At 58.1% G+C, this 18,840-nt stretch carries 18 protein-coding genes; 16 read left to right on the forward strand and 2 right to left on the reverse strand.

From position 1 onward, the window contains the following. Positions 1-10: 10 nt before the first annotated feature. From infB to BUA15_RS05585, 15 genes are all read left to right on the forward strand, one after another. The gene (gene infB, locus BUA15_RS05515) at positions 11-2,854 is read left to right on the forward strand and encodes a translation initiation factor IF-2 (protein WP_072714982.1); all 2,844 of its coding nucleotides are present in this window, start codon (positions 11-13) and stop codon (positions 2,852-2,854) included. Then, positions 2,854-3,234 carry a 30S ribosome-binding factor RbfA gene (gene rbfA / locus BUA15_RS05520; RefSeq protein ID WP_072714983.1) on the forward strand — a complete coding sequence of 127 codons (381 nt, stop codon included), beginning with the start codon at positions 2,854-2,856 and terminating at the stop codon, positions 3,232-3,234. The genes infB and rbfA overlap by 1 nt, the downstream gene beginning before the upstream one ends. A 3-nt stretch (positions 3,235-3,237) precedes the next feature. Further along, positions 3,238-3,984 carry a tRNA pseudouridine(55) synthase TruB gene (gene truB, locus BUA15_RS05525; protein ID WP_072714984.1) on the forward strand — a complete coding sequence of 249 codons (747 nt, stop codon included), beginning with the start codon at positions 3,238-3,240 and terminating at the stop codon, positions 3,982-3,984. 3 nt (positions 3,985-3,987) lie between these two features. Beyond that, positions 3,988-4,926 (forward strand): bifunctional riboflavin kinase/FAD synthetase, encoded by a 939-nt coding sequence (locus tag BUA15_RS05530; RefSeq protein ID WP_072714985.1) that lies wholly within the window; start codon positions 3,988-3,990, stop codon positions 4,924-4,926. Positions 4,927-5,015: 89 nt separating this feature from the next. Beyond that, the gene (gene rpsO / locus BUA15_RS05535; protein WP_272482042.1) at positions 5,016-5,279 is read left to right on the forward strand and encodes a 30S ribosomal protein S15; all 264 of its coding nucleotides are present in this window, start codon (positions 5,016-5,018) and stop codon (positions 5,277-5,279) included. 76 nt (positions 5,280-5,355) lie between these two features. After that, complete coding sequence (gene pnp / locus BUA15_RS05540) at positions 5,356-7,671, forward strand: polyribonucleotide nucleotidyltransferase (RefSeq protein WP_072714987.1); 2,316 nt, start codon at positions 5,356-5,358, stop codon at positions 7,669-7,671. Positions 7,672-7,761: 90 nt separating this feature from the next. Then, the gene (locus BUA15_RS05545) at positions 7,762-9,021 is read left to right on the forward strand and encodes a M16 family metallopeptidase (RefSeq protein ID WP_245771935.1); all 1,260 of its coding nucleotides are present in this window, start codon (positions 7,762-7,764) and stop codon (positions 9,019-9,021) included. A 78-nt stretch (positions 9,022-9,099) separates the two neighbouring features. Further along, positions 9,100-10,032, forward strand: coding sequence for an SDR family oxidoreductase (locus BUA15_RS05550; protein ID WP_072714988.1), 933 nt, complete (start codon positions 9,100-9,102; stop codon positions 10,030-10,032). Positions 10,033-10,038: 6 nt separating this feature from the next. Continuing rightward, on the forward strand, positions 10,039-10,791 hold the full coding sequence (locus BUA15_RS05555; protein ID WP_072714989.1) for a segregation and condensation protein A: 753 nt from the start codon (positions 10,039-10,041) through the stop codon (positions 10,789-10,791). Further along, complete coding sequence (gene scpB / locus BUA15_RS05560; protein ID WP_072714990.1) at positions 10,778-11,407, forward strand: SMC-Scp complex subunit ScpB; 630 nt, start codon at positions 10,778-10,780, stop codon at positions 11,405-11,407. The genes BUA15_RS05555 and scpB overlap by 14 nt, the downstream gene beginning before the upstream one ends. A gap of 106 nt (positions 11,408-11,513) precedes the next feature. Next, positions 11,514-12,314 (forward strand): pseudouridine synthase, encoded by an 801-nt coding sequence (locus BUA15_RS05565; RefSeq protein ID WP_245771936.1) that lies wholly within the window; start codon positions 11,514-11,516, stop codon positions 12,312-12,314. Next, a complete protein-coding gene (gene guaB / locus BUA15_RS05570; RefSeq protein WP_072714992.1) occupies positions 12,286-13,800 on the forward strand; it encodes an IMP dehydrogenase in 1,515 nt (504 codons plus the stop codon). Before BUA15_RS05565 ends, guaB begins: the two co-directional genes overlap by 29 nt. A 3-nt stretch (positions 13,801-13,803) precedes the next feature. Then, complete coding sequence (locus BUA15_RS05575; RefSeq protein WP_072714993.1) at positions 13,804-14,874, forward strand: M24 family metallopeptidase; 1,071 nt, start codon at positions 13,804-13,806, stop codon at positions 14,872-14,874. A gap of 2 nt (positions 14,875-14,876) precedes the next feature. Then, the gene (locus BUA15_RS05580; protein WP_072714994.1) at positions 14,877-16,172 is read left to right on the forward strand and encodes a glycosyltransferase family 4 protein; all 1,296 of its coding nucleotides are present in this window, start codon (positions 14,877-14,879) and stop codon (positions 16,170-16,172) included. Beyond that, the gene (locus BUA15_RS05585) at positions 16,157-16,606 is read left to right on the forward strand and encodes an ATP-binding protein (RefSeq protein WP_072714995.1); all 450 of its coding nucleotides are present in this window, start codon (positions 16,157-16,159) and stop codon (positions 16,604-16,606) included. Before BUA15_RS05580 ends, BUA15_RS05585 begins: the two co-directional genes overlap by 16 nt. On the opposite strand, the gene miaA is transcribed toward BUA15_RS05585, so the two are convergent. After that, the gene (gene miaA, locus BUA15_RS05590) at positions 16,560-17,474 is read right to left on the reverse strand and encodes a tRNA (adenosine(37)-N6)-dimethylallyltransferase MiaA (protein WP_245771937.1); all 915 of its coding nucleotides are present in this window, start codon (positions 17,472-17,474) and stop codon (positions 16,560-16,562) included. The genes BUA15_RS05585 and miaA overlap by 47 nt on opposite strands. 126 nt (positions 17,475-17,600) lie before the next feature. On the opposite strand from miaA, the gene BUA15_RS05595 reads away from it, so the two are divergent. After that, complete coding sequence (locus tag BUA15_RS05595) at positions 17,601-17,846, forward strand: hypothetical protein (protein WP_072714996.1); 246 nt, start codon at positions 17,601-17,603, stop codon at positions 17,844-17,846. A gap of 20 nt (positions 17,847-17,866) precedes the next feature. Here the strand turns inward: BUA15_RS05595 and BUA15_RS05600 are convergent, their stop codons facing one another. Further along, a complete protein-coding gene (locus tag BUA15_RS05600) occupies positions 17,867-18,796 on the reverse strand; it encodes a tyrosine-type recombinase/integrase (RefSeq protein ID WP_072714997.1) in 930 nt (309 codons plus the stop codon). Positions 18,797-18,840 lie beyond the last annotated feature (44 nt).

Raw genomic sequence — 18,840 nt, forward strand, 5'->3', positions numbered from 1 at the left:
ACAGGCGCTTATGGCACAGAGCAAGTTCAAAAAAATCAGGTTGTTTAAACTGGCCCGCGAGCTGAACGTCGGGATCGACACCATTGAGCAGCAACTGAAGGAGCTGGGCTATGCCCACGCGCTCTCGGGGCGCGGGGCTAATGCCGTTCTGGAAGATGAGGAGGCCTACGAAGCGCTGCTGGAAGCATTTGACTACGACCGAAAGGTCGCAGCCCGGTTGAAGGAGCTGCGGGAGGCGCGTGCTGAAGCTGCGCGGGCAGCTAAAGTGGAAGTTGAGGAGGAGGTTGAAGAAGGGGAAGAAGAAGTTGAGGCGGTTGAATCTGCTGAGGCATTGGTAGAGGACGAAGGAGAAGAATCGGAAGCAGCTACGGAAGCCGCCGTGGAGGAGCCTGCAGCTCGGGAAACCGTGGCGGCAAAAGAAGGAGCTCATGCTTCAGAACTTCCTGAAGAGGTGCCCGCCGAAATGCCTGTTGCAACGGATGAGCGCCCAGAAGTTGTGGAGGTCTCTGCGACGTCTGCTGTAGCAGAAGCAGCGCCGGTAGCCGAGAGCGAGAGGGCCGTGGAGGCTGAGGCTCCTGCAGAGGAAGCGGACGAGATGCCGGAGGCCTCGGTAACGGTCGAAGCGCCTGAGCCTGAAACAGAAGAGGTCGTGCCGGAGCAGCCTTCCGAGATGGAAGCGGGTGCCGCCGAAGAGCAAGAAGAAAAGGCGGAAGCGGATGAGGTTATCCGCGCGCAGCGCTATCAGCTTCAGGGGGCCAAGATAATTGGAAAGATTGATCTGTCCAAAATTGAGGGCGATGAGGCGCGGCCTGGGAAGCGCAAGCGCAAACGGAAGCGGAAGGCGAAGCCTGCGCCAGAAGAAGAGGTGGTCAAGGTGGCTGTGGAAGACGAGGAGGAAAAGCCCCGTCCCAAGCGCAAGCGTAAACGCAAACGCATTCGCCGGGTCGACGAGGAGGAGGTAGAGCAATCGCTCCAGGAAACGCTGCGGGAGCTGGAGCAGGGCGTCAGTCGCATTCGCCAGCGCCGGCGCCGCGAGCGGCGAGAACGCCATGCCCAGGAGCGGGCCCGTGAGGCGCAGCAAGAGGCGCAAGAGGCCCGCAAGCTCCGCGTTACAGAGTACATTTCCACAGGCGAGCTGGCCGAGCTAATGGGCGTCGATGTCAGCGAGGTCATTTCGACGCTCTTCAATGCCGGAATGATTGTCTCGATTAACCAGCGGCTTGACGCCGACACGATCCAGTTTGTGGCGGACGAATTTGGCTATGAGGTTGAGTTTATCACCGACTATAATGAACTGGAGATTGAAATTCCGGAGGATCGGCCAGAGGATTTGCAGCCGAGGGCGCCTATCGTCACCGTGATGGGGCATGTAGACCACGGCAAGACCTCGCTGCTTGATTATATTCGCAATACGAATGTCGTAGCAGGGGAGGCTGGAGGCATCACGCAACATATCGGTGCCTATCATGTGGAGCTACCGGACGGGCGGCATATCACCTTCCTGGATACGCCCGGGCACGAAGCGTTCACGGCCATGCGAGCCCGTGGCGCCAAGGTAACAGATATTGTGATTCTGGTGGTGGCGGCCGATGATGGAGTGATGCCTCAGACGATCGAGGCAATCAACCATGCGAAGGCGGCCGGTGTACCTATTGTGGTGGCGATCACCAAGATTGACAAGCCCGAGGCCAATCCGCAGCGCGTCATGCAGCAGCTTGCCGAAAACGGGGTGCTGGTTGAGCAGTATGGAGGGCAGGTGCAGTGCGCGCTGGTCTCGGCCAAAACCGGCGAGGGAATTGACGATTTGCTTGAGAAGGTCCTGTTGGAAGCCGAGCTGCATGAACTGAAGGCCAATCCTGATCGTCCGGCTGTAGGCACCATCATTGAAAGCCGTGTAGAGAAGGGACGGGGCAATGTTGCCACCGTGCTGGTGCAGAACGGAACGCTTCGCGTTGGCGATCCTTTTGTGGCAGGCGTAACAAGTGGCCGGGTGCGGGCGATGTTTGATGAGCGCGGAAATCGCGTTGAAGTTGCCGGACCTACCATTCCGGTGCTTGTGCTTGGCTTTGATGAACTTCCAGAGGTAGGAGATCAGTTTGTGGTGGTGCCGGACGAAAAGGAAGCGCGGGCTATCGCGCAGAAGCGGCAGCAGATTCGCCGCGAGCAGATGCTGCGCAAGCAGCGCCGCATTTCGCTTGACGAGATCAGTCGCCGGATGGCGCAGGGCGATCGGCTGAAGGAGCTTAACCTGATCATCAAAGGCGATGTGGCTGGTTCGGTTGAGGCGTTGAGCGATGCGCTGCTGAAGCTGTCGACCGATGAGGTAGCGGTGAGCATCATCCACAGCGGTGTAGGGGCTATTACCGAGAGCGACGTGATGCTGGCTTCGGCCTCCAATGCCATCATCGTTGGGTTTCAGGTGCGTCCTACCAGCAGTGCGCGTCAGTTGGCCGAGCGGGAGCACGTAGACATTCGGCTCTACTCGGTAATCTATCAGGCGATTGAGGATGTGCGGGATGCGCTCGAAGGGCTGCTGTCGCCTGAGAAGACGGAGCGGGTTGTTGGCGTGGCTGAGGTGCGCGAAACGTTTAAGATTCCAAAGGTAGGTACCGTGGCCGGCTGTCGTGTGATTGAGGGACGCATTCGTCGAGGGGATCGGGTGCGGATCATCCGCAATGGCGTGGTGATCTACGAAGGTACCATTTCATCACTTAAACGCTTCAAAGATGACGTGCGGGAGGTGCAGAGCGGCTACGAGTGTGGCGTAGGCATTGAAAACTTCAACGACATCAAAGTAGGGGATCAGATTGAGGCCTTTGAGATTGTTGAACAGCGGCGTAAACTGGAGGTCTGATGAGCAGCAGCATTCGGGTGCAGCGCGTAGGTAGCCTGCTCAAGCGTGAGTTAGCTGATATTCTGCAGCATGAGTTTGGGGACCAGTTGCCGCCGATGACTACGGTGACCGATGTGCAGCCGACCCGTGATCTGTCCATTGCCAAGGTGTACGTAAGCATTTATGCGTCTCCTGAGCAGAAGCAGGCAGCATTTCGACGGCTTCAGGAGCTGACGCCTCAGATTCGAGCGGCGCTTGCGCAGCGCATCCGCCATCAGATGCGTTTTATGCCTGAGCTGCGCTTCATTCTGGATGAAACCATAGAGCGGGCGCAGCGGATTGAAGAGCTACTGGCGCGCATCCGCGAAGAGCGGGCCCGCCGAGAAGGCCAGACCTCCTGATCAATGGCAACACCGCCTCCGGAAAACCTTGACGCCCTGGTCTATGGCTATCCGCGGCTGCCGGAGCAATGGAAGGCGGCCGTTTTGCTGATTGATAAGCCGAAGGGCCTTACGTCCTTTGATGTTATTCGACAGCTCCGCAAGCTGTTGCGCGTGCGCAAAATCGGTCATGCCGGCACGCTCGACCCGCTGGCTACTGGATTGCTGATCTGCCTGATCGGGCGTGCAACGCGCTGGATGGTGCATTTTATGACCCAGGATAAAGAATATGAGGGCGTTCTGCGGCTTGGAGAAGTTACGCCTTCCTATGATGCAGAAACGGAGGTCGTGGAACGTCGCCCCTGGGCACACCTGCGTGATGAGGATCTGGAGCGCGCGCGCCGGCAGTTTATCGGAGAAATTGTGCAGGAAGTGCCCGCCTATTCGGCAGTTAAGGTGAAAGGCACGCGCCTCTACAAGCAGGCGCGGGCTGGCAAAGTGGTTGAGCGACCCAGGCGCCGCGTGCAGATTTATGCGTTCGAATTGCTGGGGCGAGAAGGACCTGATGTAACTTTTCGCGTCCACTGTTCAAAGGGCACGTACATTCGCAGCCTCGTCCACGACTTTGGGCAGGCAGTGGGGTGTGGGGCGCATCTGGTGGCCCTGCGACGCACCCGGTCCGGGCCGTATCGCGTTGAACAGGCCTGGACGCTTGAGGCCCTGGCCAGGGCGTTGCAGACGCAGGCTTCCTCAACGCAGGCAGACACATAAGCGATGCGATTTGAACGAGGCCTGGAGCAGGTAGTCCATGACGCCCGCTCAGTAGTAACCGTTGGCACCTTCGACGGGGTGCATCGTGGACACCAGGCAGTTTTGCAGTTTCTGATGGCGCGGGCGCGCGAGCGCAACGGCATCAGTACGGTACTGAGCTTTGACCCCCATCCTCGGGAGGTGCTCCGCGGCGAACCCGTTCCTCTGCTGACTACGGTGGAGGAGCGGGCTGCGCTTATGGCGGAGCTGGGGATTGAGCGGCTTATTGTGTTGCCTTTCACCTCAGCGTTGGCTTCTATGCCGGCGCGGCAGTTTGTCGAAGAGATTCTGGTGCGCCACATTGGATTGCAGGCCATCTGTGTGGGGTACGACCACACCTTTGGCCGTAATCGGGAAGGCAATGTGGCGCTGCTCCAGGAGCTGGGCCCTCGTTATGGGTTTGAGGTGGATGTAATTCCCCCCCAGGTTGTGGAAGACCGGACGGTCTCGTCTACCCTGATACGGACAGTTCTTATGGAGCACGGGGATGTGCGGTTGGCCAGCGAGCTGCTAGGACGTCCCTATATGCTGCAGGCTACTGTCGTGCGTGGTGAAGGGAGGGGGCGAACGCTAGGATTTCCCACTGCTAACCTGCAGCTTACGCACCCGCGCAAGGTGGTACCGCGCAACGGAGTGTATGCTGTTCGGGTATGGTTGCCAGATGCGGAGCTGCCCCGAGGCGGGATGATGAACATCGGCGTGCGTCCCACGTTTGCAGGAGGCCAGCGCACGCTTGAGGTCCATGTATTGGACTTCGAAGGCGATCTGTATGGGCAGCTTCTTCGGGTGGATTTTATTGAGCGGCTTCGAGATGAGCAGCGTTTCCCATCGGTAGCGGCGCTGCGGGAGCAACTTTTTCGTGATCGCCAGCGTTGTATGGAGGTACTGGAGGCCTCAGCATGAGGCCTGATCTTTTGACACGCGGCTTTGTGGAAGTTGCGGGTCAGCTTCTTTAGCATGGTATTAATCTAAAGAGGGGACCACAGCACATGATTAGCAAAGAACTCAAGCGCGAACTTATTCGCAAGTACGGCGCTCACGAAAACGACACGGGCCGGCCTGAGGTCCAGATTGCCATCTTCACGCACCGCATTAATGCATTGACCGAGCATCTGCAACGCCATCCGAAAGATTTTTCTACGCGCCGTGGTCTGCTGAAACTGGTCGGTAAGCGGCGGCGCTTGCTCAATTATCTGATGCGTGAGGATATCGAGCGTTACCGTGCAATTATTGAGGAGCTAGGCATTCGTAAGTAAGCAGGCCGGCGGCATCCCTGAGCGGATGCCGCCGCGCTTATTGGGCCAACAGGCCCTAAACCAAGTAGAGAAGATTATGATGACGCAGGCAACTGTTCACGAGATTGAGTTTGCGCCAGGGAAAACGCTACGGATAGAGACGGGGCGTCTGGCCAAGCAGGCCAATGGGGCTGTTGTTGTCCGTCAGGGTGACACTATGGTGCTCTGCACGGCTGTGCTGGCCGACGAGCCCCGGGAAGGACAGAGCTTTTTCCCATTGACGGTAGAGTACCGGGAGAAATTCGCTGCAGGTGGCAAGATTCCGGGAGGGTTTATCAAACGAGAAGGGCGTCCCACAGACAAAGAGGTGCTTTCCTCCCGATTGATCGACCGCGCCATTCGCCCGCTTTTTCCTGAGGGATTCTTCCATGAGGTGCAGATCATTTGCTATGTGATTTCCGCAGATGATCGCTATGATGCCGACGTGCTGGCGGGCACCGGTGCGTCGGCAGCGTTGCTGCTGGCAGGTGCTCCGTTTGAAGGGCCTATTGCCGAAGTGCGCATTGGCCGCGTAAACGGTCAGTTCATTGTCAATCCTACGCTTCAGGAGCTGGAGGAAAGCGATCTGAACCTGGTAGTGGCCGGCAAAGAGGACGCCATCGTGATGGTCGAGGGCGAGATGAAGGAGGTGAGCGAAGAAGATATGCTGGAAGCCCTCGAAGTGGCGCATGAGGCCATTCGCAAGCTTTGCCGGGGCCAGCTTGAGTTTGTGGAAGCACACGGTCGGCCGGAGCCTTTTGCTTACCAGGCTACAACCCTGCCGGAAGCGTTGATTCAGCGGGTGCGTGCGCTGGCTGTTCCGAAATTGGAAGCGCACCTGCGGGCCCCCTATGAGAAGCAGACCTTCTATGAAGGACTGGAGCGGATTGGAGAAGAGACGGTTGCAGCTCTGCTGGGTACAACGGATGAGCAGGGCAACCTGGTGCTGGGCGAGGCAACCCCGGAGGGCTGGACAGCCGACCAGATCCGAAAGGCGGTCTCCCAGGTAACCCGTGAGGTGATGCGGCAGATGATTCTGCGGGAGGGGCGCCGGATTGATGGCCGGGGCCTGGAAGAGATTCGTCCGATCTGGATGGAAGTCGGATATCTTCCGCGGGTCCATGGGTCGGCCATCTTTACCCGGGGAGAAACGCAGGTAATGGCCTCGGTAACGCTGGGCACCGGCAAGGATGTGCAGTTGATTGACCAGATCTTTGTTACAGGAGACAAGCGCTTCTTCCTGCACTACGAATTTCCGCCCTTCTGCACAGGGGAGATTCGCTTTCTACGCGGACCCGGCCGGCGAGAGATCGGGCACGGCTATCTAGCTGAGCGTGCGCTGGCGGCCGTGTTGCCGGATGAATCGGCATTCCCCTACACGATCCGGGTCAATGCGGATGTGCTGGAATCGAACGGATCGTCGTCGATGGCCAGCGTGTGCGCTGGTTCGCTGGCGCTCATGGACGCCGGGGTGCCTGTGAAGAAGCACGTGGCCGGTGTGGCTATGGGACTGATTAAAGAAGGAGACCAGGTGGCTATTCTGACGGACATTCTTGGCACGGAAGACCACCTGGGCGACATGGACTTCAAGGTGGCCGGCACGCGTGACGGCATCACGGCCTGCCAGATGGATATTAAAATCAGCGGGCTGACGCGGGAGATTCTGCAACGGGCACTGGAGCAGGCGCGTCGGGCCCGGATGTACATCCTGGACCTGATGGAGCAAACGATTGAGGCGCCGCGTCCCGACCTGTCTCCCTATGCACCACGGCTGACGCAGATTACGATAGATCCGGAATTTATCGGGGCCGTCATCGGACCGGGTGGCCGCGTTGTGCAGGGGATCCAGCGCGAGACGAACACCACGATTGAGATTGAGGAGCGTGATGGCGTTGGCGTAGTCACGGTAGCTGCCACGAATCAGGAGAATGCGCAGCGCGCCATTGAAATGATCAAGCAGATCGTGGCCGTGCCTGAAGTGGGGGCCGAGTATGAGGGCATTGTGCGCAGCATCCAGAGCTTCGGGGCTATTGTGGAGATTATGCCCGGTAAGGAAGGATTGCTTCACATCTCGGAGCTGGATCACGGCTACGTCAAGGATATTCATGACTATCTGAAGGTGGGCGACAAGGTTCGGGTTAAGCTGATTGAGATCCGAGAGGACGGCAAGTTGCGGCTCAGCCGCAAAGCTTTTCTGCCGCCGCCCGAGCCGGAAGCGAGAAACGGCGAGCCCGAGCGTACGCAGATGGCAGAGCGAAGCGGTCCGTCGCATGGGCGGACGGCCGGGCGGCCGCATGGTCCCGGACATGGCCGCGGAGGCCGTGGAGGACGCCGCCGTGGACCGGAGCGGGGGCGCGGTGGACGTCGTCGTTAAGAATGGACGCACCTGGGGAGCGTAGTGGAAGAAGGCGGGGGCTGCGCGCTCTCGCCTTTTTTGTGTCGTCCTGAATCAATCCGGAAAGCAATGATGTCGGTGCAAGTTGCAACAGATGCCACGACGTACCAGAAGACCGTTTTGCCCTGTGGGTTGCGCGTGGTAACGGAGGCGATTGCCTCGGTTCGTTCGGTTGCCGTTGGACTCTGGGTAGACGTAGGGAGTCGCGATGAGGCCGAAGAGGAAGCCGGCATTACGCATTTTATTGAACACATGGTGTTTAAAGGCACCGAACGGCGTCGCACTCACCAGATCGCTCAGCGCATTGAGTATGTGGGCGGCTACTTGAATGCCTTTACGACCAAAGAACACACCTGCTACTACGTGCGCGTGCTGGACGAGTATCTGGATCGTGCGCTAGACACGTTGATTGACCTGGCTTTTCGACCGCGCTTTCCGGAGCGGGAGATTGAGAAGGAGAAGGAAGTGATCTTAGAAGAGATGAAGATGTATGAAGATACACCCGATGAATACATCTTCGATTTGTTTGAAGCGCTTGTCTATGCGGGACATGCGCTGGGGCGACCTATCGTAGGGCGCGCGGAGACGGTTCGGGCCTTCACGCGTGCGATGTTGCTGGATTTTATGGAGCGGCATTATACGCCGGATCGGATGGTGTTGGCGGCGGCTGGCCGGCTTTCGCATGAACGGGTGGTGGCGCTGGCGGAGCGACTTTTACGGGGGGTAGTGAGGCATTCTACAAATCGCCGAACGCGGCAGCCAGTACCGTCTTATCAGCCGGGTGAACGTCTGGAGCGCCGTAGCGTGCAACAGGCGCATCTGGTGCTGGGGGGGCGTGGGTACGATTTGCACCATCCGCAGCGGGCAGCCCTTACAGTGCTTAACACAATTCTGGGAGGAGGGATGTCGAGCCGGCTGAATCAGAACATTCGGGAACGGTATGGTTACTGCTACAACATTTACTCGTTTGTTAATCTGCATTCCGATGTTGGAGACTGGGGGGTATATATGGGAACAGATCCACGGCGAGTAGCGCGGGCCGAGCAACTGATTCGGCGCGAGCTGGACAAGCTGGTACAAAAGCCGGTAGGGCGGCGCGTGCTGACGCATGCTAAAAATCAGGTGAAGGGAACGTTGATGCTGGGACAGGAGAACATGAGCAATCGGATGATGCGACTGGGACGCCAGGAACTGTACTTTGGACGATACTACAGCCTGGATGAGGCGCTTCAGGAGGTGGATCAGGTGACCGCTGAGGAAGTGCAGGAGGTGGCGCGCGCGTTGTTTGCCGGCCAGTCCTATTCAAAAGTGGTGTTATTGCCGGAGTGAAGGTCTGGGGAAGGCTTCCGCTGGCGGTGATAATTTTGTAGTTTTGAACAAGGATTTGCCATTAAATCCGTTATTGCAATGCAAAAAGCACTCGTTACTGGAGGTGCAGGCTTTATCGGGTCACACGTAGCCGATGCGCTTCTTGACGCGGGATATGAAGTGCATATCCTAGATGATTTTTCGTCGGGGCGAGAGGAGAATGTGCCCCGGGGGGCAATTGTTCATCGCATGGATGTGCGTGATGCTGCGGTGACCGAACTCTTCGCGCGTGAGCGTTTTGCCATTCTGATTCATCATGCTGCTCAGATGGACGTGCGGCGCTCTGTGGCGGATCCTAAATTCGATGCTGATGTCAACGTGATGGGATTGCTCAACTTGATGGAGGCAGGGCGGCGATATGGTCTGCAAAAGGTAATCTTTGCTTCAACAGGTGGGGCGATCTACGGAGAGCCTGACTATGTGCCGCAGGACGAGACGCATCCTGTGCGTCCTCTCTCGCCCTATGGTATTACCAAGCTGGCCTCGGAGAAATACCTGTACTTTTACCAGCAGCAGTATGGCATCCCATACGTTGCGCTTCGCTATGCGAACGTATATGGCCCCCGGCAGAATCCACACGGTGAGGCTGGAGTGGTTGCCATTTTCACGCAGCGCATGCTTGAGGGGAAACAGCCCGTGATCTATGGGTCAGGAGAGCAAACGCGTGACTTTGTGTACGTAGGAGATGTGGTGGCCGCGAATCTCGCTGCCCTCCGTTATGAAGGCTCTGGCGTTTTTAACATTGGCACGGGCATTGAAACCAGCGTTAACCAGCTCTTCCGAATGCTTCGGGATCTGATTAATCCGGATGTACCCGAAGTGCATGGCGAGGCCAAGCCTGGAGAGCAGCAGCGCAGCGTGCTGGGCTATGAACGGGCCTGCCGTGAGCTAGGATGGAAGCCCAGTGTATCGCTGCAGGAAGGACTTCAGCGTACGGTGGCGTGGTTTCGGGCCCAGGTGCGCGTAACGTAAGCAGGTATGTACCGCGTTCGGCTCCCCGTCTTTGAAGGTCCGCTGGACCTTCTGCTATACTTCATCCGGCGGGATGAGCTGGATATTTATGACATTCCGGTAGCTCGCATCGCCGATGAGTTTCTGGCCTATGTGCGTTTGATGGAGGAGCTGGACCTGGATGGGGTAGGAGATTTTCTGTACCTGGCGGCTGTTTTACTCCATATCAAAGCACAGATGCTGCTTCCTCGCCCTTCGCAGGAAGTGGAAGAGGAGCCAGCAGCGGCGGATCCCAGGCAGGAGCTGGTTGAGCGACTGCTTAACTACCTGCGCTATAAGGAGGCTGCTGCTCGGCTGGAGGCGCATGCTGAACATCGGCGGCAATGCTACCGGCGTGGGGAGGCAGCACGGGGAGTGGACGAGCAGCAGGTGGTAGGGCCACCGCCTTTAGCGCCGATACCATTCCCGGAGTTGCTGGGTGCGTTGCAGCGCGTATTGCAGCGGTGGGCGGCGCCGCCAGCTCATACGGTGCGGCGGGAGACCTACAGCGTGGAAGCACAAATGCGCTATGTTCAGGAGCTGTTACGGGACAGGGCTGCCTGCTCATTTAGCGCGCTGGTAGCCGGTCGGCCCCGGGGATTTGTAATTGCGACGTTTCTGGCGGTGCTGGAGCTGGCGCGTCAGGGGCAGGTGTGGCTGCGGTTACTGGATGGGGATGAGGATTTTCTGGTAGCGGCCTGTGAAGAACCTTCTGTAGAGGAAGCCGATGTTGCCGCATAGTAAAAACGGCGTCTCATCACTGGCACAGGGGATTGAAGCGTTGCTGTTTGTAGCGGATGCGCCGCTTTCCGCAGAGGAACTGGCTGCCCTGTGGGAACGGGCTTATGGTACCAGACCAACGAGTAGGGAGGTCGAGGAAGCAGTTGCGTCACTCAACCGCACATATGAGGAGACAGGGCGCGTTTTTCGAATTTATCAGTGGGGAGGTGGCTATTGTCTGGCGACGGTTCCGGCTGTAAGTCCGTTATTGCAATGCTACAAACAACCCGAATCAAAACTAACTCAGACGCTGCTTGAAACGCTCGCTATCATCGCTTACCGCCAGCCCATTACAAAACCCGAAATCGACCACATCCGTGGCGTCAACTCTGACTACGCCATTCGTCGGCTTCAGGAACTGGAGCTTATTGAAATCAAAGGACGCAGTGATACAATCGGACGCCCGCTCCTGTACGGCACAACCCAGCGCTTCTTAGAATACTTTGGCCTGAACAGCCTGAAAGATCTTCCAGAGTTACCCCAACTTCAACAGTTGCTGGAAAATCCCGAAATTCAGCGAGAACACCTACGCCTGCTGTATCCCCTGGAGTCAGAGGAGAAGGACTCTGCCTCATAAATTCCAGTAATCATAAATCCAGCGGGCACCTCCTGCACCGGCATTTCGTTTACATCGACACTCCAGAAATTCCTCACCTGAAGCAAACGACCGGAGGGGCATGACGATGTCGGACAAGTCCCCGCTCATTCGCCTAAACCGCTACCTGGCCCGAGCAGGCGTCTGCCCATCCCGGCGAAAGGCTGACGAGCTAATCGCCAGCGGACAGGTACGCGTCAACGGCCAGGTAGCCCGGCTAGGCATGCGCGTTGGACCCAACGACATCGTTGAAGTAAACGGCGTTCGCGTTGTACCGCAAACCCAGGCGCTTTACATTCTGATGAACAAACCCCATGACACCATCACCACCTGCGAAGATGAGCGCGGACGCCGCACCGTCCTTGATCTGATCAACCTGCCTCCGGAACAAAAACGCGGCCTTTTCCCCGTAGGCCGCCTGGACCGAAATACAACGGGCGTACTGCTGCTGACCAACGACGGCGAACTAGCTAACCGCTTGATGCACCCACGCTATCGCGTGGAGAAAATCTACGTCGCTCGCACGGCCCGACCTGTCAGACCAGAAGAAGCCGAACAGTTACGCCGAGGCGTTCAATTAGAAGATGGACCAGCCCGGGCCGTGCGGGTCGCCGTCAACCCAGCCGACCCTCATGAAATCGCTCTGATGATCTACGAGGGCCGCAACCGGCAGGTGCGTCGCATGCTGGAAGCAATTGGCCACGACGTCATTCAGCTCAAGCGCACGCATTACGCCGGTCTGACTACCAAAGGAGTGCGGCCCGGAAAGTGGCGCCGCTTGACAGAGAGTGAAGTGCGCCGCCTGTACCGACTGGTCGGGCTAAAACCTCCCAGAACGTTCAAACCATTACCCATGGGCCATGGAAACGCAAACGCTCTCAAGCGCTGATATCCTCGAACGTCTTGCCTGGAAATTTGTAGGGGAGGGACTCACCTACGACGACGTGCTGCTGGTGCCAGCACGCTCGGGAGTCATGCCCCGTGAGGTCTCAACCCGAACCTGGCTGACCCGCAACATTCCCCTCAATATCCCGCTGGTGTCAGCCGCTATGGATACAGTTACCGAGGCAGAGATGGCGATTGCCATCGCTCGAGAAGGCGGCGTAGGGGTTCTGCACAAAAACATGACTATCGAACGCCAGGCGGCCGAAGTGCGCCGCGTCAAACGGTCCGAGAGCGGGATGATCCTTGACCCTATTACACTACACCCCGACGACACTGTCGCCGACGCCCGCCGCCTGATGGCACGCTACTCCATTGGAGGCATCCCCATCGTTGACCAGGAAGGCAAGCTTATCGGCATTGTTACCAATCGAGATCTGCGTTTCCAGGTAGACAGCCAGCGCCCACTGCGGGAGGTTATGACCGCACAGGGACTCATCACGGCACCGGTAGGCACTACTCTGGAGGAGGCCGAGCAAATCCTGGAGGCCAATAAAATAGAAAAACTACCCGTTGTCGATGAACAGGGCTACCTGAAGGGACTCATCACCTTCAAGGATATTGAGAAAAAGCGTAAATATCCGAACGCCTGTAAAGACCAGCATGGACGGCTTCGGGTCGGTGCGGCTGTCGGGGTAACAGCCGACGTGCTGGACCGAGTAGCTGCCCTGGTAGAAGCAGGGGTTGACTTCGTCACGGTTGATACGGCCCATGGCCACTCTGAAGGGGTGCTACGTACTGTCGAGCTGATCAAGACGCATTTTGAGCAGCTCGACGTTGTGGCAGGAAACGTGGCTACAGCCGAGGGCACCCGCGACCTGATCGCTGCCGGCGCCGACGCTGTCAAGGTAGGCATCGGGCCCGGCTCTATCTGCACGACCCGCGTTGTCGCAGGCGTCGGGGTGCCTCAGCTTACCGCTGTCATGATCTGCGCAGCGGAAGCGCGTCCGCGCGGCATCCCGATTATCGCAGACGGTGGCATCAAACACACCGGTGACATTCCCAAAGCCTTAGCGGCCGGCGCTTCCAGTGTAATGATCGGTAGCTTATTTGCCGCTGTTGAAGAGAGTCCCGGCGAGACAGTTATCTACGAGGGACGCAAGTACAAGAGCTATCGAGGCATGGGATCCGTTGGCGCAATGGCAGCCGGCAGTAAAGATCGTTACTTCCAGGATGCCGAGGACGACCTGGCTAAACTGGTTCCCGAGGGCATCGAAGGACGTGTGCCCTACAGCGGTCGCCTCAGTGAGGTAGTCTACCAGATGATCGGTGGCTTACGGGCAGCTATGGGCTACTGCGGGTGCGCTACCATCGACGAACTCTACGAAAAAGCACGCTTTGTGCGCATCACGCCTGCCGGCGTCCGCGAAAGCCATCCGCACGACGTGTACATCACCAAGGAAGCTCCTAACTACTGGCTGCGCTCCTTCTGATTTATGACGCCTGAGCGCATTGCACGCATTCAGGAACGACTGAGCCAGGCTAATGCCGATGCTGTCGTAATCGCAGCGCTCTCCGACATCCGGTGGGCCTGTGGTTTCACCGGGTCAAACGCTCTGTTGCTGGTGCGGCGCGACGCAGCTCATTTTCTGACAGACGGACGCTACACCACCCAGGCTGCCCAGGAAGTGCAGGGCATTCCTCGCCACACAGCCAGCCCTGACCTGATGCGATATGCCGTAGAGCAGGGCCTGTTGGACGGCGTCCAACGCCTGCTTTACCAGGCCGATCACCTCACCTGCGCTCAACTCAACGCTTACCAGGCGCTAATTCCAGACATCGAATGGATCGGCGTCGAAAACTGGCTGTGTGATCTTACGGCTATCAAAGACGAGACGGCTTTATCGGCTATCCGACGTGCCCAGACGATCACCGAGCGCGTCTTTGAAGACATCCTACCGCTTATTCGGCCAGGCATCACCGAACAGGAGCTGGCTGCAGAAATTGTCTATCGACACTTGCGGATGGGTGCCGAGCGCATGGCATTTGAGCCCATTGTAGCCTCTGGTCCGAACAGCGCGCTACCTCACGCCCGTCCCACGCACCGAGCTTTCGAACCGGGCGACGTCATTCTGCTGGACTTCGGCTGCCACGTAGACGGCTACGCCTCCGATATGACCCGAACTGTCGTGCTAGGGTCACCCGCACAAGTTGTCAAGGACGTCTACAACATCGTACGCACTGCTCAGGAGGCGGCTCTGGCAATTGCCCGGGCTGGTATTACAGCAGCCGAACTGGACCGCGCAGCACGCTCGGTAATTGAAGAAGCCGGCTGGGGCGAGTATTTCACGCACAGTCTGGGGCATGGCGTAGGTCTACAGGTGCACGAATGGCCCCGCATTGCCTCCAACAACGAGCAGACACTCCCCGCGGGCGTCGTGGTTACCATTGAACCCGGCATTTACCTGCCCGGACGCTTCGGCATTCGCCTGGAAGACCTGATTGTCCTGCAGGCAGGCGGCCACGAAAACCTGACGCAACTCTCCAGAACGCTGCTGGTCTTATAATCATGCGCCGCGTATTGATTATTGCGTACTACTTTCCGCCAATGGGACTCAGCGGCGTGCAGCGCGTGGCCAAATTTGCTCGCTATCTTCCTCATCATGGCTGGCATCCCCTCGTCCTCACCGTCAAGCCAGGCGGCTACTTCGCATATGATCAAACGCTGCTGGCCGAGGTAGAGGCTGCTGGAGTAAGCATTTACCGCACCGCCTCACTGGACCCAACCCGCCTGTTCCGAAAGCGCCGCCCCGTGCCTCTGCCGTCTGAGTCTGTCCGCAAACGCTGGCATCGCCTCAACAGTTGGCTGTTTGTTCCAGATAATAAGATCGGATGGCTTCCTCCGGCTGTCTGGACTGGACGCCACCTGCTCCAGCAGCATGCCGTTGATGTTATCTTTGCCTCAGCACCGCCTGCTACCTCGCTGCTTGTCGGCGCCCTGTTACATCGGTGGAGTGGCCGCCCGCTGGTACTTGACTTCCGAGATGACTGGCTGGACAATCCCCGGCAGCTCTATCCCACCCGCTGGCACCGAAGGCTCCACGCCCGTCTGGAACAATGGACATTTCGGCAGGCAGCATGCATTCTTACGATCAATTCCTACTTGCAGCGAGCACTCCAGCAGCGCATACCCGCTGGCGGGCCACCTGTCCATGTCATCCCACATGGGTTCGATCCGGCCGATTTCGAAAACGTCCCGGCCGAACCGCGATCCGACCAGAAGCTACGCTTACTCTACAGCGGCGTCTTTTATGATGCCCAGCAGCCTGATGCCTTCCTTCGGGCGCTGGCACAGTGGCTTGCACAGTACCCAGAAGCTCGCCCTTACATTGAGGCCGTGTTCGTTGGACTTGTCCCTCCCCACACGCCCGCACTTATTGATCAGCTAGGACTCCAAGACATTGTAACGCTACGCGGCTACTGCTCCCATCAGGAAACCATAGCAGCGCTCAAAGCAGCCGACGTGCTCTGGCTAACGGTAGGAGAGCAGCCAGGCGCCGCAGGCATTACCACCAGCAAACTGTTTGAGTATCTTGGAACGCGCAAACCCATTCTCGCGCTGATCCCCGACGGTGTAGGGCGAGAAATATTACTTGAGTACGGAGCCGCTTATCTGGCTCCACCGCACGAGGTGAGCGCTATTGTTCAGACCGTACATCGCCTTTACGAAGACTGGCGATCGGGCCGGCTCCCGGTGGGACGGGTATCGGTGGTCAGTCGCTATGATCGGCAACAACTTGCTGGTCACCTGGCCCGGTTACTGGAGGCTACCCTGCAATCAGCAGCAATATGCACCGGCACCTGACAATTTCCAGCCGCTTTGAAGAGATGGAACAGGCGCTGCTTCAACTCGAAGCGTTGGCGCAGACGCTCCACCTGGCCCCTGAACTCATTGACCGTCTGCTTGTCGTAGCCAGCGAAGCCATCACCAATGCCATTCGCCACGGGAACCGTCTGGATCCTACCAAGCAGGTACATATCACCGTAGTGGTTCAGAAGGATACGGTTGAACTTTGCGTAGAAGATGAAGGTGCGGGATTCGATCGCCATCGCATTCCCCGTTATAACCCGAACGATCCGGAGATGCTGCTTCGACCGCATGGGCGCGGTCTTTTTTTGATTGAGGAGCTGGCTGATGAGGTCGCCTATGAGGCCGGTGGTCGGCGCATCCGTATGCGTCTGCGCCAGCGCTCTAATCCAGGCGCCTCCACTCAAAGTCAAAACGACGAAACCAGGTAAGCTGTCGTTTTGCGTAGCGGCGCGTGTTGCGCTGAATCAACTGTCGCATGGTTTCCCAGTCGTAGGCTCCCTGTAGATAGGCAATGACTTCCTGGTAGCCAATCGTGCGCAGCACGTCCAGATCCGGTCGATACCCTGCTTCCAGGATTGCGCGGACCTCTTCGACCAGGCCAGCTTCCAGCATCTGATCCACGCGACGGTTGATGCGGTCATAAAGCACCGGTCGCTCTCGATACAGCACAATGGTGCGGAAAGCATACGGTGCTGGCCGGTGTTGGCGGTAGTAAAAGGTGATCGGACGGCCGGTGCCGTGGTAGACTTCCAGGGCGCGGATGACCCGCTGCGTTTTGGTCGGATCCAGACGCGCCGCAGCTTGCGGATCGACACGTTGCAGCTCAGCGTAGAGCGCCTCTGGGCCCTCGGTGCGAAGCCGTTCGTTCAACCATCGACGGATGGACAGATCTACATCAGGGATTTCGGCCAATCCAAATTGCAGAGCGTAGAGATAAAGCGTGGAACCTCCCACCACCAGCGGAATGTGTCTACGGGCCAGCACGTCCGCGATGCGCTCCCAGGCGGCAAAAGCAAAATGTCCGGCCGAGAACGGTTCATCCAGGTCCAGTTCGTCAATAAAGTGGTGCCGCACGCGTTGCAGAGCTTCTGGAGGCGGTTTTGCGGTACCAATGGTCATCGGCCGATAGATCTGGCGGCTATCGGCTGAGATAATTTCGGCTCCGAGCCGTTCGGCCAACTCCAGGCTCAGATCGGTCTTACCCACCGCTGTAGGGCCGGCCAGGATCAGAAACGGGCCGTGCTCAGAGCAGTGCTGCTGTTGCCAGGTTACCAGTTCGGCAACGATTTCCCGCATCGCTGTCATTTTTTCTAAACAAAACCAGGGAACTTTCTGAACCAGGGGCTTGCGTTCACCGGCACAATTTTTATAATTGTTAACACAGTAGGGGAGGAAGCGATTCTATGGGATTGTAGAACAATCATGGATTGGGTCTATCAAATCATCGGGGTGCTGCTGGCACTGGCACCTATGATAGTGGGGACGGTACTGTGGCACTTTATCTGGAAGAACAACGATTCGGATTCCTCTCAGGACCCACCGCCTCCGGGAGATCCCTGGCGGCGGCCGGTGCCGCCACCGCCTCGGTTTCAGGGGGATCGGGGGCCACGTGCAGCAGATCGGCCACGGGTGACTATGCCCCGCAGACCGGTTCGACTTCTACGCTGAGATTGATCTGGGGCTGCCCCTCAGAGGTGCACGTAGTCAGCGGCGTTGTCGTCGAGAAAGTCCTGCTGATGGACGTAGACCATGGTGGTCTGGATGTCTGCGTGGCGGGCCTGACTTCGCACCTTGTGCAGGGGCGCGCCTCCCTGAACTGCCAGCGTGATACCCGTGTGGCGTAGCGTGTGCGCTCCAATACGCCGATCCAATCCGATCTCACGCGCCAGCCGCGCCACAATATTGTAAATGCTTTGCGCCGAGAGTCTGCGTCCTCGCGAATTGTTTGAGAAGCTGCGCCATACCGGTCCCCGTGCGTCACCGTAAAATGCCGCCAGGCGTTGCAGCGCTGCCATGCAGTGGGCTGGTACCTTGACAATTTCTTCGGTTCCTTTTTTGGTATGGGGTAATCGCAATACGTAGTGTGTCCCTACCTTACGGATATGCTCAAAATCCATCGCGGCAGCCTCACTGCGGCGCAACCAGCAGTAGAGCAGCATGCGCACCAGGGCTTCGTCACGAATGCCGGTGCGCGGATGCGCCCGGGCTGCCTCCAGCATCCGACGCGCTTCTTCACGTGAGAGCGTTACAATATGACGTTCCCTGGAGGTGCGGGGCAGTTGCACCAGCAGGCGGATTACCGGCGAGCGTTCGACCAGCTCAACGGCCTCTGCCCAGCGAAAGAACGAACTGATAGCCGAGATTTTACGTCGCAGCGTGTTTTCCGCGCAGCCGGTGCGCTTGAGGTGTTCGATGTACAGATTGACGTGGGCGAACGTAACCCGCCGGACATTTTCTGCGGAGAGTCGTCCGTCTTCAAAGAAAAGGGCAAAGAAGTCCTCCAGGTCATTTCGATAGGCGCGGCGGGTGTTATCCGAGCGACAACGGGAAAGAAACAGCGGGAGCACGTCGTCGGCAAAGGCCGCCGTCGCAGGCAGCGGTAGTTTCTCCGGCAGCATACGCCTGATCTGGTCGGTTTGGGCGACAACTTAACAAAAAAGCA

Origin of the sequence: Rhodothermus profundi, from assembly GCF_900142415.1 — a bacterium.
Taxonomy (GTDB): Bacteria; Bacteroidota; Rhodothermia; order Rhodothermales; family Rhodothermaceae; genus Rhodothermus; species Rhodothermus profundi.

Excerpts from the sequence above, each read along its gene's own strand:
- pnp (WP_072714987.1), top strand. The coding sequence starts at position 5,356 with ATGATGACGCAGGCAACTGTTCACGAGATTGAGTTTGCGCCAGGGAAA.
- BUA15_RS05575 (WP_072714993.1), top strand. The coding sequence starts at position 13,804 with ATGACGCCTGAGCGCATTGCACGCATTCAGGAACGACTGAGCCAGGCT.
- truB (WP_072714984.1), top strand. The coding sequence starts at position 3,238 with ATGGCAACACCGCCTCCGGAAAACCTTGACGCCCTGGTCTATGGCTAT.
- BUA15_RS05585 (WP_072714995.1), top strand. The coding sequence starts at position 16,157 with ATGCACCGGCACCTGACAATTTCCAGCCGCTTTGAAGAGATGGAACAG.
- BUA15_RS05600 (WP_072714997.1), bottom strand. The coding sequence starts at position 18,796 with ATGCTGCCGGAGAAACTACCGCTGCCTGCGACGGCGGCCTTTGCCGAC.
- BUA15_RS05545 (WP_245771935.1), top strand. The coding sequence starts at position 7,762 with ATGATGTCGGTGCAAGTTGCAACAGATGCCACGACGTACCAGAAGACC.
- BUA15_RS05550 (WP_072714988.1), top strand. The coding sequence starts at position 9,100 with ATGCAAAAAGCACTCGTTACTGGAGGTGCAGGCTTTATCGGGTCACAC.
- BUA15_RS05580 (WP_072714994.1), top strand. The coding sequence starts at position 14,877 with ATGCGCCGCGTATTGATTATTGCGTACTACTTTCCGCCAATGGGACTC.
- BUA15_RS05555 (WP_072714989.1), top strand. The coding sequence starts at position 10,039 with ATGTACCGCGTTCGGCTCCCCGTCTTTGAAGGTCCGCTGGACCTTCTG.
- BUA15_RS05595 (WP_072714996.1), top strand. The coding sequence starts at position 17,601 with ATGGATTGGGTCTATCAAATCATCGGGGTGCTGCTGGCACTGGCACCT.
- rbfA (WP_072714983.1), top strand. The coding sequence starts at position 2,854 with ATGAGCAGCAGCATTCGGGTGCAGCGCGTAGGTAGCCTGCTCAAGCGT.
- BUA15_RS05565 (WP_245771936.1), top strand. The coding sequence starts at position 11,514 with ATGTCGGACAAGTCCCCGCTCATTCGCCTAAACCGCTACCTGGCCCGA.
- scpB (WP_072714990.1), top strand. The coding sequence starts at position 10,778 with ATGTTGCCGCATAGTAAAAACGGCGTCTCATCACTGGCACAGGGGATT.
- BUA15_RS05530 (WP_072714985.1), top strand. The coding sequence starts at position 3,988 with ATGCGATTTGAACGAGGCCTGGAGCAGGTAGTCCATGACGCCCGCTCA.
- miaA (WP_245771937.1), bottom strand. The coding sequence starts at position 17,474 with ATGCGGGAAATCGTTGCCGAACTGGTAACCTGGCAACAGCAGCACTGC.
- guaB (WP_072714992.1), top strand. The coding sequence starts at position 12,286 with ATGGAAACGCAAACGCTCTCAAGCGCTGATATCCTCGAACGTCTTGCC.
- infB (WP_072714982.1), top strand. The coding sequence starts at position 11 with ATGGCACAGAGCAAGTTCAAAAAAATCAGGTTGTTTAAACTGGCCCGC.